Source organism: Streptomyces sp. NPDC004435 (assembly GCF_042873895.1).
GTDB lineage: Bacteria > Actinomycetota > Actinomycetes > Streptomycetales > Streptomycetaceae > Streptomyces.
The window spans coordinates 51,142-66,369 of the sequence record NZ_JBIAMB010000004.1 but is presented as its reverse complement, the minus strand read 5'-3'; the positions used below and the strand labels follow the sequence as shown (position 1 = coordinate 66,369).

Annotated in this window: 14 protein-coding genes; 5 read left to right on the top strand and 9 right to left on the bottom strand. The window is 73.0% G+C overall.

What is annotated here, in order from left to right; all coding sequences use genetic code 11:
* Positions 1-39 precede the first annotated feature (39 nt).
* Complete coding sequence (locus ACFYT9_RS08105; RefSeq protein ID WP_389161744.1) at positions 40-954, bottom strand: SDR family oxidoreductase; 915 nt, start codon at positions 952-954, stop codon at positions 40-42.
* Positions 955-1,038: 84 nt separating this feature from the next.
* On the opposite strand from ACFYT9_RS08105, the gene ACFYT9_RS08100 reads away from it, so the two are divergent.
* Complete coding sequence (locus tag ACFYT9_RS08100) at positions 1,039-1,965, top strand: cyclase family protein (protein WP_389162105.1); 927 nt, start codon at positions 1,039-1,041, stop codon at positions 1,963-1,965.
* 179 nt (positions 1,966-2,144) lie between these two features.
* Here the strand turns inward: ACFYT9_RS08100 and ACFYT9_RS08095 are convergent, their stop codons facing one another.
* The 4 genes from ACFYT9_RS08095 to ACFYT9_RS08080 all read right to left on the bottom strand — a co-directional run bounded on the left by ACFYT9_RS08095 (position 2,145) and on the right by ACFYT9_RS08080 (position 6,103).
* Positions 2,145-2,588, bottom strand: a complete 444-nt coding sequence (locus tag ACFYT9_RS08095; protein ID WP_387271597.1) for an ATP-binding protein — start codon at positions 2,586-2,588, stop codon at positions 2,145-2,147.
* Positions 2,589-2,904: 316 nt separating this feature from the next.
* A complete protein-coding gene (locus tag ACFYT9_RS08090) occupies positions 2,905-3,771 on the bottom strand; it encodes an acyl-CoA dehydrogenase family protein (RefSeq protein ID WP_389161742.1) in 867 nt (288 codons plus the stop codon).
* 8 nt (positions 3,772-3,779) lie between these two features.
* A complete protein-coding gene (locus ACFYT9_RS08085; protein ID WP_387271593.1) occupies positions 3,780-4,913 on the bottom strand; it encodes an acyl-CoA dehydrogenase family protein in 1,134 nt (377 codons plus the stop codon).
* Entirely contained in the window at positions 4,913-6,103 is a 1,191-nt protein-coding gene (locus ACFYT9_RS08080; protein WP_389161740.1) for an amidohydrolase family protein, read from the bottom strand. The genes ACFYT9_RS08085 and ACFYT9_RS08080 overlap by 1 nt, the downstream gene beginning before the upstream one ends.
* Positions 6,104-6,260: 157 nt before the next feature.
* Here ACFYT9_RS08080 and ACFYT9_RS08075 point away from each other — a divergent pair, with 157 nt between their 5' ends.
* Positions 6,261-7,838, top strand: a complete 1,578-nt coding sequence (locus ACFYT9_RS08075; RefSeq protein WP_389161738.1) for a class I adenylate-forming enzyme family protein — start codon at positions 6,261-6,263, stop codon at positions 7,836-7,838.
* Here ACFYT9_RS08075 and ACFYT9_RS08070 read toward each other — a convergent pair.
* Complete coding sequence (locus ACFYT9_RS08070) at positions 7,759-8,226, bottom strand: STAS domain-containing protein (RefSeq protein ID WP_376595603.1); 468 nt, start codon at positions 8,224-8,226, stop codon at positions 7,759-7,761. The genes ACFYT9_RS08075 and ACFYT9_RS08070 overlap by 80 nt on opposite strands.
* 330 nt (positions 8,227-8,556) lie before the next feature.
* Here ACFYT9_RS08070 and ACFYT9_RS08065 point away from each other — a divergent pair, with 330 nt between their 5' ends.
* Positions 8,557-9,135, top strand: coding sequence for a sigma-70 family RNA polymerase sigma factor (locus ACFYT9_RS08065; RefSeq protein ID WP_376595602.1), 579 nt, complete (start codon positions 8,557-8,559; stop codon positions 9,133-9,135).
* Positions 9,132-10,340 (top strand): maleylpyruvate isomerase N-terminal domain-containing protein, encoded by a 1,209-nt coding sequence (locus ACFYT9_RS08060; protein WP_376595601.1) that lies wholly within the window; start codon positions 9,132-9,134, stop codon positions 10,338-10,340. Before ACFYT9_RS08065 ends, ACFYT9_RS08060 begins: the two co-directional genes overlap by 4 nt.
* Positions 10,341-10,755: 415 nt before the next feature.
* Here the strand turns inward: ACFYT9_RS08060 and purU are convergent, their stop codons facing one another.
* A complete protein-coding gene (purU, locus tag ACFYT9_RS08055) occupies positions 10,756-11,607 on the bottom strand; it encodes a formyltetrahydrofolate deformylase (protein ID WP_387271584.1) in 852 nt (283 codons plus the stop codon).
* Between the two features lie 73 nt (positions 11,608-11,680).
* Complete coding sequence (locus tag ACFYT9_RS08050) at positions 11,681-12,196, bottom strand: hypothetical protein (RefSeq protein WP_387271582.1); 516 nt, start codon at positions 12,194-12,196, stop codon at positions 11,681-11,683.
* A gap of 143 nt (positions 12,197-12,339) precedes the next feature.
* Here ACFYT9_RS08050 and ACFYT9_RS08045 point away from each other — a divergent pair, with 143 nt between their 5' ends.
* Positions 12,340-13,659, top strand: a complete 1,320-nt coding sequence (locus tag ACFYT9_RS08045) for an ABC transporter substrate-binding protein (protein WP_389161735.1) — start codon at positions 12,340-12,342, stop codon at positions 13,657-13,659.
* A 24-nt stretch (positions 13,660-13,683) separates the two neighbouring features.
* On the opposite strand, the gene ACFYT9_RS08040 is transcribed toward ACFYT9_RS08045, so the two are convergent.
* The gene (locus tag ACFYT9_RS08040) at positions 13,684-15,126 is read right to left on the bottom strand and encodes a hypothetical protein (RefSeq protein ID WP_389161733.1); all 1,443 of its coding nucleotides are present in this window, start codon (positions 15,124-15,126) and stop codon (positions 13,684-13,686) included.
* Positions 15,127-15,228 lie beyond the last annotated feature (102 nt).

Below are 15,228 nucleotides of genomic sequence, written 5' to 3'. Positions count from 1 at the left end.
CGACTGCCCTGCACCGGCGCCGCCGACCGACGCCGTGGACTACTGGTTCGGCCGGTCCCCCGCCGCCGCGGCGCGGGCCATCTCCTCCAGGCGGGCCAGCATCGGCATCGGGTCCGTCCCGACGGTGCCGGGCAGGAAGTCCGCGATGCGCTCCGGCGTCCAGCCGCCGCCCTCCGCGTAGCCCGCCCGCAGCTCCCTGGGCTGCGCCCAGACCGCGATCTTGGGTCCGGCGATCGTGTAGACCTGCCCGGTGATCCGCTCCTCGCGGGCCCGATCGGAGAGCAGGTAGACGACGAGCGCGGCGACGTCCTCGGGCTCGCCGATCTCCTTGAGCTCCATGGGGACGTTGGCGGACATCCGGGTCCTGGCGACCGGCGCGACCGCGTTGGCGGTGACGCCGTACTTGTGCAGGCCGAGGGCCGCGCTGCGGACGAGCGAGATGATCCCGCCCTTCGCGGCCGAGTAGTTGGCCTGGGCGACGGAGCCCTGGTGGTTGCCGCTGGTGAAGCCGATCAGCGCCCCGGAACCCTGCTTCCGCATCACCGCGGCCGCCGCCCGGAAGACGGTGAAGGTGCCCTTGAGGTGGGTGGCGACGACCGGGTCCCACTCCTCCTCGGTCATGTTGAAGAGCATCCGCTCGCGCAGGATGCCCGCCACGCACACGACCCCGTCGATCCGCCCGTACTCGGCGAGGGCCACGTCGACGAGCCGCTGCCCGCCCGCCATGGTGGAGATGTCGTCCGCGACCGCGACGGCGGTGCCGCCCGCCGCCTCGATCTCCTTGACCACGGCGACGGCGACGTCGCTGGCCGGCTCGCCGCCCTCGATGGAGACGCCGTAGTCGTTGACGACGACCTTCGCCCCCTCGGCGGCGCACGCGAGGGCGACCGCGCGGCCGATGCCTCGCCCCGCTCCGGTCACGGCGACGACCTTGCCCGCCAAGAAGTTCCCCATCTCCGGCCCCTTCCCGCAGTTTCTGACGGTCCGTTAGATTCTATGGGTCGTCAGATGCCGGAAAACAAGACCCCGGAGGCCCCGATGTCCCTCCCCGCCGCTTTCCACGAGATCGCCAAGCGCGTGAACAACTGGGGCCGTTGGGGCCGGGACGACGAGATCGGGACGCTGAACCTGATCACCGACGAGGCCGTGCGGGAGGCCGCCGCGACGGTCCGCACCGGCCGCCGGGTGCCCCTCGCGCTCGACCTCAGACAGGACGGCGTGCAGACCGGCATGATCCCCGGCCGGGTCAACCCGCTCCACGTCATGGTCCAGGTCAACCAGGAGCTCTTCGGCCCCGGCACGGTCGCCACCAGCGACGACGCCGTGACCCTGGGCCTCCAGGCGGCCACCCACTGGGACGCCCTCACCCACGCCTCGCACTCGGGCCGGATCTACAACGGTCGCCCCGCCGACACCATCACCCCGCACGGCCGGGCCGCCTTCAGCGGCATCCACACGGCCCGGCACGTCGTCGGCCGGGGCGTCCTGCTCGACGTGGCGGCGGCGAAGGGCGTCGACCGGCTGCCCGGCGACCACGCGGTGACCCCGGAGGACCTGGACGAGGCGGCGGAGTTCGGGCGGGTGACGGTACGGGCCGGCGACCTCGTCCTCGTACGGACCGGGCAGATCCAGCTGTACCTGGCCGGGGACAAGCACGGGTACGCGTTCCCGTCCCCCGGGCTCTCGATCCGCACCCCCGAGTGGTTCCACGCGCGGGACGTCGCGGCCGTCGCCAACGACACCCTCACCTTCGAGATCTTCCCGCCGGAGATCGAGGACCTCTGGCTGGGCGTCCACGCGCTCGACCTGGTCGAGATGGGGATGCTCCAGGGCCAGAACTGGAATCTCGAAGAGTTGTCCACAGCCTGTGCACAAGAAGGCCGCTACGCCTTCCTGCTCTCCGCGATGCCGGAACCTTTCGTCGGCGGCACGGGCACACCGGTGGCGCCGGTCGCACTCTTCTGAGCTTCCAGGAGGGGCGGAGGGGTGAAGGAGAGCACGGGCGGCGGCGCGCTCGCACGCGCCCCGAGCACGGCACGGACCGCCGCCACCCGGCCACGACCCGCACATGCCGAGGGCACACGGCCCTCGGCTCCCCTCGCCACGAATCGCTCACCCTAGAGTGGGCAAAACGGAACGAACCGTCAACAGCGCACCCGTCCGGGTGAGCCGAAGCCCTCCCCGGACACCGGGGCCACCGGCGTGCGGTCCACCTCGCACCAGATCCGCTTGCCGGCCCCTTCGGGCTGCCAGCCCCACCGGTCGGCGAGGCCGTCGACCAGTTCGAGACCGCGCCCGTTGGTGTCCTCCCCCGCGGCGTGCCGGGGGCGGGGCGGCCGGTCACTGCGGTCGGTGACCTCGACCCGCACCCCGCCCTCCGCCGCGAAGAGCATCCGCAGCACGGCGGGACAGCCCGTGTGCACGACCGCGTTGGTCACCAGCTCGGAGATGAGCAGCACCAGCGTCTCCGCCAGCGGCTCGTCGTCCCCTATCCCGGAGCCGGCCAGCCGTTTCCGGGCCCACCTGCGCGCACGCCCCACCTCGGCCGGGTCCGGCCCGACCTCCAACTGAACCTGAAGCACCTGCACCGTTCACACCATCCGAACCGGCGGACACACCTTTACGGAACGTGATTCCCTTGTGAGACAGCATGGTTGACGTACAGTCACTGCAACAAGCGCTTCGGGCATATTCCAGCGCGAAGGAGTACGCGTGGTCCATACTGTGCGACGCACGCGGCGGGGAGTCGAACGCGGGGCGCGACCCGGGCTCACAAGCACTCGCATCCCACGGAGAGTACCGGAGCGGAGGGCCGACTCCGGCCCGTGACGACCCCCCGAAGGACACAACCCGATATCGACGCTCCCCGCCGATTCGAACACGCTCCGTCACCAGTTCGGGCGGTCAGAGCGCGGCGGCCACCTCCTCCGCCGCGCGATCCGCCGGGAGCACGAGCGCGGCCCGCACCCACGCCCGCTTCAGATGCAGATGGACGTCCGCCTCCCAGGTGAAGCCCATCCCGCCGTGCACCTGGAGGCAGTCCCGGGCGTTCGCGACGGCCGCCTCGTCGGCGAGCAGCTTGGCGCCGGCGATCTCGACCGGGTCGGCGGTGACGGCGGCCGCGTGCACGGCGGCCCGCGCCAGCTCGGTCCGCACCAGCATCCCGGCGCACAGGTGCTTCACCGCCTGGAAGCCGCCGATGACCTGCCCGAACTGCTCCCGCTGCCCGGCGTACGCGACGGCGGCGTCGGTGCACCACGCGGCGGTCCCGACCTGCTCGGCGGCGGTCAGCAGCACCGTCCCGCCCACGACCGCCCCCCGCGCCCGCGCCACCCTGTGCAGCGGCGTCAGCGGATCGACGGACCGCACGGGTACGGCTCCGCCCGCCTCGCCCCGCACCACGTCGGCGGCCTCCAGCCAGGGGACGAGCCCCTCGGGCGAGACCTCCGTGACGACGACCGCCCCCTCGGCGGCGCCCGGCACGGACCCCGCGGCGAGATGCGTGGCCACCAGCGGTCCCGGCAGCAGCGCCCGTCCCGCCTCCTCGAACACGAGCACCGCCTCCGGCAGTCCGAGCCCGACCCCGCCCTCCGCCTCCGGCAGCCGCAGCGCGAAGAACCCCGCCTCGCCCAGCTCCTTCCACAGCCCCCGGTCGAGCGCCCCGCCGCCGTCGACGGCCGCCCGCAGCGCGTCCCGTCCGAAGCGGCCCGCGAGCAGCTCCCGTACCCCTCGCCGGAGGTCCGTCTGGTCCTGGCTCAGTCGGAAGTCCACGGTCCGGCTCACCGTCCCTTCGGCAGGCCGAGGATCCGCTCGGCGACGATGTTGCGCTGGATCTGGCTGGTGCCGGCGGCGATCGTGTACGAGAGGGAGGAGAGCCGGTCGAGGTTCCACTCCCGGTCGAGGTCGAGCGCGTCGGGGCCGAGGACCTCGGCGGCGGTGTCGTACAGCTCCTGGCGGGCGTGCGAGTAGTGCAGCTTGAAGACGGAGCCGCCGACGCCGGGGACGCCTCCGGTGGCCTGCGCCTCGCTGACGTTCCGCTGGGTGAGCCGCCACAGGGCCTGGAACCCGGCGGCGAGCCCGCCGATCCTGCGGCGCAGCGCCGGATCGTCCCAGCGGCCGTTCTCCCGGGCCGTGCGGGCGAGTTCGCCGAGGAGGCGGCGGCAGGCGACGACCTCGCCGACGAAGGCGGTGCCGCGCTCGAAGGAGAGCGTCACCATGGTGACCCGCCAGCCGTCGTTCTCCTCCCCGACCCGGTTCGCGACCGGCACCCGCACCTCGTCGAGGAAGAGCTCCGCGAACTCGGTGGACCCGGCGAGCGTCCGCAGCGGCCGTACCGTCACCCCGGGCGCGTCCATGGGCAGCGCGAGCCAGCTGATGCCCCGGTGCCGGGGGGCGTCCGGGTCGGTGCGCACGAGGAGTTCGCACCAGTCGGCGACCTCGGCGTGGGAGGTCCAGATCTTCTGCCCGGTGACGACGTACGCGTCCCCGTCCCGTACGGCCCTGGTCCGCAGCCCGGCCAGGTCGGAGCCGGCGTCGGGCTCGCTGAAGCCCTGGCACCAGACCTCGTCGCCGCGCAGCACCGGCTCCAGCCAGCGGGCCCGCTGCTCCTCGGTGCCCTCGGCGGCGACGGTGGGCCCGGCATGGAGGAGGCCGACGAAGTTGGCGCCGACGTAGGGCGCGCCGGCGCGTTCGGTCTCCTCCAGGAAGATGAGCCGCTGGGTCGGCGAGGCGTCCCAGTGCACGTGCCCGTACCCGGCGTCGTAGAGCCGCCGCTGCCAGCCGCAGTCGTACGCCCTGCGGCCCGGCCAGTCCAGCGGGTCGGGCCGGGGCGGCAGGCCGGGCAGTGCGGTGGCGAGCCAGGTCCGCAGCCCGGCCCGGAACTCCTCCTCCTCGTCCGTGTAGGAGAGGTCCATCAGACGATGCCGAGGCCGAGCATGCGGATGGCGTTGCCGCGCATCAGCTTGTAGACCGTCTCGTCGTCGAGGCCCCGCACGTGGTCGAGGGCGACCTCCTTGGTGTGCGGGAAGGTGGAGTCGACGTGCGGGTAGTCGGTCTCGAAGGTGGCGTTGTCGCGGCCGACGACGTCGAGCGAGGCGATGCCGTGCTTGTCGCGGAAGAAGCAGCAGAAGATCTGCCGGTAGTAGTACGTGGACGGCGGCTCGGGGATGAGGTCGCGGACCCCGCCCCACGCGCGGTGCTCCTCCCAGACGTCGTCGGCGCGCTCCAGGGCGTAGGGGATCCACCCCATCTGGCCCTCGCTGTAGGCGAGCTTGAGGCGGGGGAACTTGACGAGGACCCCGGAGAAGAGGAAGTCCATCATCGAGGCCATCGCGTTGTTGAAGCTGAGGCTGGCCTGGACGGCGGGCGGGGCGTCGGGGGAGGCGGCGGGCATCTGGCTGCTGGAGCCGATGTGCATGTTCACCACCGTCCCGGTCTCCTGGCAGACGGCGAAGAACGGGTCCCAGTGGCCGGAGTGGATCGACGGCAGTCCGAGGTGGGTGGGGATCTCGGAGAAGGTGACGGCCTTGACGCCCCGGGCCGCGTTCCGCCGGATCTCGGCGACGGCGAGGTCGATGTCCCAGAGCGGGATGATGCACAGCGGGATGAGCCGGCCGCCGCTGTCGCCGCACCACTCCTCGACCATCCAGTCGTTGTAGGCGCGCACGCACGCGAGGGCGACCTCCTTGTCGTGCGCCTCGGCGAAGGTCTGCCCGCAGAAGCGCGGGAAGGTGGGGAAGCAGAGGCTCGCCTCGACGTGGTTGAGGTCCATGTCGGCGAGGCGGGCCTTCGGGTCCCAGCAGCCGCGCCGCATCTCCTCGCGGGTGATCCCCTCCAGGGTCATGTCGTCCCGGTCGAAGCCGACGGCGGCGATGTTCCGCTTGTACGGGAACTTGAGGTCCTCGTAGATCCACCAGTCGGTCGGCGGCCCGTCCGGGTCCATCGTGATCTGGTACTTCCCGCCGACGTAGGCGAGCTCCCCGATCCCCGCGGTGACCGCCTGGGGCCCGCGCTCCCGGTATTTCGCGGGCAGCCAGGTGTCGAAGAGGTGGGCGGGCTCGATCACGTGGTCGTCGACGCTGATGATGCGGGGCAGGTCGGTCATGGAAGCCCTCCAGTAATCTGATGGAGCGTCAGATCTCGATGAGGCAAGGCTAACCCCGGGGGTCTGGACCGACAAGGACCGTCCCCTTACGCTCTCCGCACGAACTGACGTGCCGTCAGATGCAAGCGCCCCGGGAACGCACGGAATGGAGGCTCCGGTGACCGCGACCGAAACCGCCCAGGCCCTGGCGCTGGGCGAGTCCCGCACGCTCTGGGAACTCGTCGAGCGCCGCGCCGCCCTCACCCCCGACCGGCCCGTCCTCCTCCAGGGCGACCGCGTCCTCACCTTCGGCGCCCTGCGCGACCGGGCCGAGCGCTGCGCCGCCGGGCTCCACGACAGGGGCGTACGGCCCGGCACCGTCGTCGCCTGGCAGCTGCCCACCCGCCTGGAGACCGCCGTCCTCTCCTTCGCGCTCGCCCGCCTCGGCGCCGTCCAGACCCCCGTCATCCCCTTCTACCGGGACAAGGAGGTCGGCTTCGCCCTGCGCGAGTCCCGGGCCGAGCACTTCGCCGTCCCCGGCGTCTGGCGCGGCTTCGACCACACCGCCATGGCCCGCCGGCTCGGCGCGCCCGGCGTCTTCGAGGCGTACTCCTTCGAGGACCTCCCCGACGGCGACCCGGCCGTCCTCCCCCCGCCGCCCGCCTCCGGCACCGACGTCCGCTGGATCTACTGGACCTCCGGCACCACCTCGGACCCCAAGGGCGTGCTGCACACCGACCGCTCACTGCTCGCCGGCGGCGCCTGCCTCGCCCACGCGCTGCGGCTCACCGCCGCCGACGTCGGCTCGATGGCCTTCCCGTACGCCCACATCGCCGGCCCCGACTACACCGTGATGCTCCTGCTGTACGGCTTCCCCGCCGTGATGCTCGAACAGTTCGCGCTGCCCGGCTCGCTGGCCGAGTACCGCCGCCACGGCGTCACCGTCGCCGGCGGCTCCACCGCCTTCTACTCGATGTTCCTCGCCGAACAGCGCAAGAACCCCGGCGAACCCGTCATCCCCACCCTGCGGCTGCTCGCGGGCGGCGGCGCGCCCAAGCCGCCCGAGGTCTACCACGCGGTGCGCAAGGAGCTGGGCTGCCAGCTCACCCACGGCTACGGCATGACCGAGGTCCCCATGATCACCATGGGCGACCCCGAGGACACCACCGAGAACCTCGCCACCACCGAGGGCCGGCCGCCCGCGGCCATGGAGGTCCGGATCACCCCGTCCGGCGAGATACGGCTCCGCGGCGAGGCCGTCTGCACCGGCTACCTCGACCCGGCGCAGACCGCCGCCGCCTTCGACGAGGACGGCTTCCTCGTCACCGGCGACGTCGGGCACCTGACGCCGAGCGGCCACCTCGTCCTGACCGGGCGGATCAAGGACATCATCATCCGCAAGGGCGAGAACATCTCCGCCAAGGAGATCGAGGACCTGCTCCACGAGCACCCCGCCGTCGGCGACGCCGCCGTCATCGGCCTCCCGGACGCCGCCCGCGGCGAGCGGGTCTGCGCCGTCGTCGAACAGCCCGCGGGCGCCCCGCCGCTGACCCTGCCGGAGCTCACCGCCTTCCTCCGCGCGGCCGGGCTCTCCGTCCACAAGCTGCCGGAGCAGCTGGAGGTCGTCGACGCCCTGCCGCGCAACGAGACGCTGCGGAAGGTCCTGAAGTACAGGCTCAGGGAGAGGTTCGGGGCAGCAGACCGGGAGCGGCCTGCGGAGGAAGCGGGTCCGCCGGGGGCGGCGGGACGTGCTTGAACCGGGGTTCCGGGATCGGCACGGTGGTGGTCCCCTCGCCCGCGAGGGCCCCCTGCACGTCCTCGTACACCTCGAAGAGGCGGGTCACGCCGAGCGCGGCGAAGACCCGGGTCACGTGCCCCTGGCCCTCCTCCGCCTCGGGCAGGACCAGCCGCAGCCGCCCGCCGCAGGAACGCAGCAGCCGACGGGCGCCGACCAGCACGCCGATGCCGCTGGAGTCGCAGAACAGCACCCCGGACAGGTCGACGACGAGATCGTGCCGCCCGGCGGCGACGGCGTCGTGCACCCGCCGCCGTATCAGCGGCGAGGTCACCAGATCCAGCTCGCCGCGCAGACTCAGCACCGTCCATCCGCCGCGGTCGTTCTCGTGGGCCTCGATCGTCGTCACGGACGGGCGCCTGCCCCAGGGGGCCTGGCCGAAACCCCTTGAGCCGGTTATGACGCTTTCCTTACCATCCGCTCCTGCGTGAAGGCCGCACTTGCGGCAAACAGGCGTGCGTTGTCGGCCGGTCGCACTAGTTTGGGGTGAAGGACAGGGCAGGGACCGGCGGCGGGCGAGGCACAACGGCGGCAGGCGGACAGCGGCAGACGCTCGACGGCGGGCGCTCGACGGCAGGCGTTCGGCGACCGGCGGGCAACGGCAGGCGTTCGGCGACAGGCATACATCGGCAAGCGTTCGGCGACAGGTGTTCAGCGGAAGCGGAAGGTGGAGGCTCGGATGGCGAACGACACACCACCCCGCTGGGACCGCAGGATGCAGCAGCGGCTCGCCCGCGGCGAGGCCGCCGCCCTCGGCGAGCTGTACGACCGCTTCGCCTCCCTCGTCCACAGCCTCGCCCACCGGGTCCTCGACGACGACCAGGCGGCCGACCAGGTCACCCGGGAGGTCTTCGGCTACATCTGGGAGAACCCCGACGCCTACGACCCCCGGCAGGGCAACCTGCGCTCCTGGGTGGCCCGGCTGACCCAGCGGCAGGCCGTGCACCGGCTGCGCGAGACCGAGGCGACGGCGTACGCGGAGACCGGCGTCGGCTCGGCCGAGGAGCTGGAGGCCAAGGTGCGCCGGGCCTCCGCCGCGGCCCGCGCCGACTACATCGTCACCTCCATGCCGGCCCCGCTCCGCAAGGCGCTCGAACTGGCGTACTTCCAGCGGCGGGACTACCGCCAGACCGCCGCCGACCTGTCCATCAGCCACGAGGAGGCCCGCCGCCGGCTCCGGCTCGGCCTCCAGCTCCTGTCCACGGCGAACACCCGCCCCCTCGACGGACCGCCGGGCGGCTACGGGCGGGCACTGTGACCGGGGCGAACGGCGAGGACGACGACCTCGCACGCGCCGCCTGGATACCCGGCCCCAGGGAGGCCGCCGACGACCACGCGGACCTCACGGGCGCGGTCCCCCTGAAGCTCTCCCACACGGTGCTCAAGTCCCTCCTCGGGGCTTGGGCGCTGTCGGCGTGCTCGGGCGAGGAGAGCAGGGCCGTCGAGGACCACCTGACCGCGTGCGCGCCGTGCGCGGACGAGGCACTGCGGCTGCGGGACGCGGTGGCGCTGCTGCACGAGGACCGGGACCTGGACCTCGACCCGCTGCTGCGGTCGCGGGTCCTGGAGAACTGTCTGGGCCGCCGCCCGGCCCGCATCCCGCTGCCCGGCTGGGCGAGCCCGTACGACGCGGAGACCGCCCGCCTCGACGCGCTGCTGCGGGACATCGGCGAGTCGGAGTGGCACGCGCCGGTCCGGCTCAAGTGGTACGAGGAGGACCGGCCGGTACGGCGGAAGTCGACCGTCGCGGGGGTGATCGGCCACCTCCTGGCGGTCGACGGCCTGGTGTCCGGGGCGCTCGGCCTCGCCGACCCGCTCGGGCCCGACGTGCCGGAGCTGTCGCCGACGGAGCGGACCGAGGCGTTCTGGGACGCGCTGGACCGGCCGCCGAACCGGGCGCTGCGCGCGCCCTGGCGGGACCAGAGCCACGCGCTCGTCCGGACCGTGTCCTTCGCCGGCCGCGGGATCTCGGACCTGACGGTCACCTACGGCGACTTCGCCCTCCCGCTGAAGGACGCGCTCCTGGAGCGGGCCTTCGAGTGCTGGGTCCACGCGGACGACATCGCGAACGCCGTCGCCTACCCCTACGACCCGCCGAGCGGCCCGCACCTGCACGCCATGATCGACCTGGCGGCCCGGCTCCTCCCGGCCGCGGTCGCCCACCGCCGCCGCGCCGGCCACGCGGCCCCGCCCCGCCGGCTCGTCACGGCGGGCGCGCCGGGCCGCTCGCTCCACCTGGAGATCGAGGGCGCGGGCGGCGGCCACTGGTACGTCCCGCTGGACTCCCCCGCCGCGCTCGGCTCCCCCGACCACACGGTCGCGCACGTCGCGATGGACGGCGTCGAGTTCTGCCAGCTCGTGGCGGGCCACATCTCCCCGCGGGAGGCGGCGGCCGGCCAGGACGGCGACCGAGAAGCCATCCAGGACGTCCTCTCCGCCACAGCCTCCCTGAGCCGCCTCTAGCCCCGACACGTCCGGCTCACGCGCCGCGGCGCGCCCCTGCCGGACGGCGCCCTCCGTCGCACCCCCGTGTGGGCATACGTTCCGCTCGGGCGATGGGGGTCCCCCCTGCTCGAGCGAAGCCGAGAGCTTGGGGGAGGGTGGGCACACGGAACGCGCGCCCTTGCCGCGCCCAGGCCTTCCGCGCCTTGACGTTGCGCATGGGTGCGTCGCCCTAGGGGTGCGGGTCCAGGCTCGGAAGCGGAAGCACCCGCATAGGGTGCCGTTCCGTTGTGCCCACCCGTTCCGCCCTAGCGGAACGTATGCCCACAACGAAACGGCGGCGCGGAACGAGCGCCCACAACGAAACACCGGCGCGGCACGAGCGCGCGCAGCGAAGCGGCGGCACCGGCTCGACGCGCGGCCGCCCGCTCAAGGGCTACGCGAAGACGACCGTGCGCCGGCCGTTCAGCAGGATGCGACGCTCCGCGTGCCACTTGACCGCGCGCGCCAGCGCCTGGCACTCCACGTCACGCCCGACCGCGACCAGCTGGTCCGGCGTCACCTCGTGGCCGACGCGCTCGACCTCCTGCTCGATGATCGGCCCCTCGTCGAGGTCCGCCGTCACGTAGTGCGCCGTCGCCCCGATGAGCTTCACGCCGCGCGCGTGCGCCTGGTGGTACGGCTTGGCGCCCTTGAAGCTCGGCAGGAAGGAGTGGTGGATGTTGATGATCCGCCCGGAGAGCCGCTTGCAGAGGTCGTCGGAGAGGACCTGCATGTAGCGGGCGAGGACGACCAGCTCGACGTTCTCCTCCTCGACGAGCGCCAGCAGCTCCGCCTCCGCCTCCGGCTTGGTCTCCTTCGTCACCGGGATGTGCCGGAAGGGCAGGTCGTAGGAGGCGACCAGCTCGGCGAAGTCCGTGTGGTTGGAGACGACGGCGACGATCTCGACCGGCAGCGCCCCGATGGACGACCGGAAGAGCAGGTCGTTCAGGCAATGGCCGAATTTCGAGACCATCAGCACGACCCGCATGCGCTCCTCGGCGAGGTGGATCTGCCAGTCCATCTGGAAGGAGTCGCCCACCGCCGCGAAGCTCGCCCGCAGCTTCTCCACGGTCACCGGCGCCTCGGCCGAGAAGTGGACCCGCATGAAGAAGAGACCCGTGTCCCGGTCTCCGAACTGCTGACTGTCCTCGATGTTGCATCCGGTGATGAAGAGGTAGCTCGACACGGCGTGCACGATGCCCTGCTTGTCCGGGCACGAGATGGTGAGGACGTACTGGTCGGTCATCCGGACAGCGTGCCACACCCCGCCGCCCGGTCCGTACCGCCGTCCGTCCACCGGACCCGCCCCGCGCCCGGGCTCACGCGCGCGTGAGGATCCTCAGCACGTCGAGCGAGCGCGGCGGCACGTCCGGGTCGTCCCCGTCGGCGATCGCGAGCCGCACGTGCGCCTCACGGGCCGCCTGGACCGCCTCGGGCCAGCCCGGGTGCTCCTGGTACGCGGAGAAGGGTGCGTCGGGCCCGACCTGGTGCAGGATCCTCAGGACCCGCAGGACGGCGGCGTCGACGAGCTGGGCCTCGCCCGAGTCCCGGAAGATCGCGCCGACGTAGCGTTCGGCGGACCAGTTGTCGAGCCAGGTGTCCTCGACGAGCCGGTAGACGGCGTCGGTGACGTCCCCGTACCCCTCCTGGCCGGCGAGCCAGACGGACCGGTGGAACCCCGGGTCGGAAAGCATGTGCAGCGCCGAGCGCGCGTTCGCGCGCCAGCGCCACCACGGCATGTCGTTGAGCGGCATGCCGCCCATGGTGGAGGAGCGACGGCCGCGACGGGAAGAGTTAACCGGACCGGGGACGGAACCGGGGGCGGAACTGGACATCGCTCGATCGTACGGTTCCCCACCGACAAGCGGATTCCACCCCTCCCCTTAGGGCCCCCGACCCCCGCAATTCACCTTCATGTCACCCACCGTTGAACGGTGCACACTCCCGCGTTACCCCGGGAGCGGAATGGTGCATGCCCATGACCGGTAGGCGACTGACCTCACTTCTCGCGTCCGTCACCGCTGCGGCGGCCGGCGCGTCGCTCCTCACCGGGTGTGGCGTGCTCCCTGGTGCCACGGGGGGCTCCAGGGAGCCCGTCACGGTGATGACCTGGGCCCCCGACCAGACCCGCGCGACCAACATGCCCGGAATGCCCGCCATGGCCCAGACGTTCGCGCGCTGGGTCAACTCCCAGGGCGGCATCGACGGGCACGAACTGCGCGTCCTCACCTGCAACGAACAGAACACCCCGGCCGGCGCCGCCGCGTGCGCCCGCCGTGCGGTCCGCGAGGGCGCGGTCGCCGTCGTGGGCTCGTACAGCCAGAACGGCCGCGCCTTCATGGCCCCCCTCGAAGCGGCCGGCATCCCGTACATCGGCGGCTACGGCCTCACCGAGGACGAGTTCTCCAGCCACCTCTCGTACCCCGTCAACGGCGGGCTCGCCTCGCTCATCGCCGGCCACGGCATGCAGCTCGCCGAGGACTGCCGCCGGGTCTCCCTGGTGCGCCCGGACACCCTCGCCGGCGACCGGCTGCCCCGGCTCCTCGACGCCGGACTGAAGAAGCAGAGCAAGCGCGGCGCCTTCGACATCCCGGCCGTCGAGGACGCCACCGAGTACACCGCCCAGGCCACCCGCGCCCGGGAGAAGGCCGGTACGGAGGACGGCTGCGTCGCCGCCGTCCTCGGCGAGCGGACCCAGACCTTCTTCGACTCCTTCCGCCGCCTGCCCGAGCCCGTGGACGGGTCCGGGCCGAACGACGGCGAGAGCAAGAGCGAGGGCAAGGGCGAGGGCAACGGCGAGAGCGAGGGCTCCGTCCGGATCTCGTCCGTCCTCGGCAGCGTCGGCCAGCCCGTCATCGACCGCACCGGCGGCGCCCGCAGCCCCTTCGAGGGCGCCTACGTCACCGGCTGGTACCCGGACGCGGACGACAAGAGCTGGGAGCCGATGCGGAAGGTCATCCGGGAGCACGCCTTCGCCGACAACCGGGTCGACCCGTCCGACACGGGCGTGCAGACCACCTGGATCGCCTACACCGTCCTCAAGGAGGTCGTCGAGTCCCTCGACAAGGACGTCGTCACCGCCCGGCGCATCGCCGAGGCCCTCGACCGGGGCGCCCAGGTGGACACCGGCGGCCTCACCCCGAAACTGCGCTGGATGTACGAGGACCTGCTCGGCGCCCCGGACTTCCCCCGGATCGTCAACCACGAGGTGACGTTCCAGGTGGTGCGCAAGGGCCGGCTCGTCGCACAGAAGCCCGGCTTCGTCGACGTCGGCCCCACCGTCACCAACCGCGGCTGATCCCGCCCCGGTCCGCCGCCCCGGCTACAGCTGGCTGGCGGACCGCTTCGACAGTCCGAACTTCTCGGCGGTCGGGTTCCACAGCCCGGCCGCCTCCTTCTTGGCCTTGGTCGCCTCGCCGCTCTGGTCGTTCGCCGCCTTGAGCCGGTTGGTGCTCTTGGCCTTGCCGCCCTTGCAGGCGCCCTTGGCCTTCATCTGGTCCGCCCAGCCCGCGTAGTGATCGTCGGCCGCGGCGGACGCCTGCCACGCGCGCGTGAGCGCCGACGCCAGCCTCTGGTGGTCCGGCAGCTTGTCCATGCCGATCGTCCGGAGCTTGGTCACCAGGCTCCGGCGCTGCTCGGCCGCGCCGCGCAGGTCGGCGGCCGCCTTGTCGAGGTTCTTGCACTGCTTGACCGCCTCGACCGAGCTGATCACCGCGTCCCGGCTGTCGTTGCTCGTCGCGAGGAGCTTGTCCAGCTCCTTCGCCTGCGGCTCCGCCGGGTCCGCCTGCTTCTCCGGCGCCTCGGAGGCACCGCCGCTCGGCGCGGGGGCCTGCGAGCTCGGGGCGGCGCTCTGCCCGGCCGTGGGCTGCTTCTCCTCGTCGCCGCCGCTGAGCAGTGCGCCCACACCCAGACCGACGACCGCGCAGCCCACCACCACGGCGGCGATCAGCGCGACCGGCGACTTCCGCCGCGGCGGCTCCGGCTCGTCGTCGTAGTAGTACGCCTCCTGCTGCTGCGGTGGCGCCTGGTAGCCGCCGCCCCCGCCCTGGAAGCCGTACTGCTGCTGCGGCGGCGCCTGGTGGTGCTGCTGGGGGTGCTGCTGGTACGGCGCCGGTGCCGGGGCCTGCTGCTGGTACGCCGGGGGCGCGGGCTGCGCCGGAGCCGAGTCCCGGAAGAGGCTGTCGAACTCCGCGGGCGGCTGCGACGGCCCCGGCCCGCCGGGCACGGGACCACCGGGCAGGTGACCGCCCGGCACGGGCCCCGCGGCCACCGGCGCGATGAACTGGGTGGCGTCCGAGGCCCCCGGGGCGGGGGGCTGCTGCGGCAGCGGCCCGGTCCCCAGGAACTGGGTGTGCCCACCGCCGCCCGGCCCGCCCTGCGGCGGCACGGGCGCGATGTGCTGGGTCGCCTGCATGTCGGCGCCATGGGCCGCGACCGGCGGCGGATAGCCGTACCCCGCCGGCGGACCCACCGGCGGCACACCGCCCGGCACGGGCGCGATGTGCTGCGTCGCCTGCATGTCGGCGCCATGGGCGGCCACCGGCGGCGGGTAGCCGTACCCGGCCGGCGGCATCGTCCCCGGAGCGCCCTGCGGCTGCGGCGGCACCGGGGCTATGTACTGCGTGGCCTGGAGATCACCGGCGGCCGGCGCCTCGGGCGGCAGCGGCTGCGCGGGAGGCAGCGGCTGCCCGCCCGGCTGGGGAGGCCAGGCACCGCCCCACGCCTGCGCGCCCCCCTGCTCCGGACCCTGTCCGTTCTGCGTCACCGGGACTCCTACTGATGGACCTACGGAATCGTCGGGCCACGCTACCGGGTGCGCCCATGCCTCCGCACACACGTGTGAGCCCGGTAACACCCTTCGTACGGA

Coding starts and splice junctions, on each gene's coding strand:
- ACFYT9_RS08105 (WP_389161744.1), bottom strand. CDS start 954: ATGGGGAACTTCTTGGCGGGCAAGGTCGTCGCCGTGACCGGAGCGGGG.
- ACFYT9_RS08100 (WP_389162105.1), top strand. CDS start 1,039: ATGTCCCTCCCCGCCGCTTTCCACGAGATCGCCAAGCGCGTGAACAAC.
- ACFYT9_RS08085 (WP_387271593.1), bottom strand. CDS start 4,913: ATGGACCTCTCCTACACGGACGAGGAGGAGGAGTTCCGGGCCGGGCTG.
- ACFYT9_RS08080 (WP_389161740.1), bottom strand. CDS start 6,103: ATGACCGACCTGCCCCGCATCATCAGCGTCGACGACCACGTGATCGAG.
- ACFYT9_RS08065 (WP_376595602.1), top strand. CDS start 8,557: ATGGCGAACGACACACCACCCCGCTGGGACCGCAGGATGCAGCAGCGG.
- purU (WP_387271584.1), bottom strand. CDS start 11,607: ATGACCGACCAGTACGTCCTCACCATCTCGTGCCCGGACAAGCAGGGC.
- ACFYT9_RS08050 (WP_387271582.1), bottom strand. CDS start 12,196: ATGTCCAGTTCCGCCCCCGGTTCCGTCCCCGGTCCGGTTAACTCTTCC.
- ACFYT9_RS08045 (WP_389161735.1), top strand. CDS start 12,340: ATGACCGGTAGGCGACTGACCTCACTTCTCGCGTCCGTCACCGCTGCG.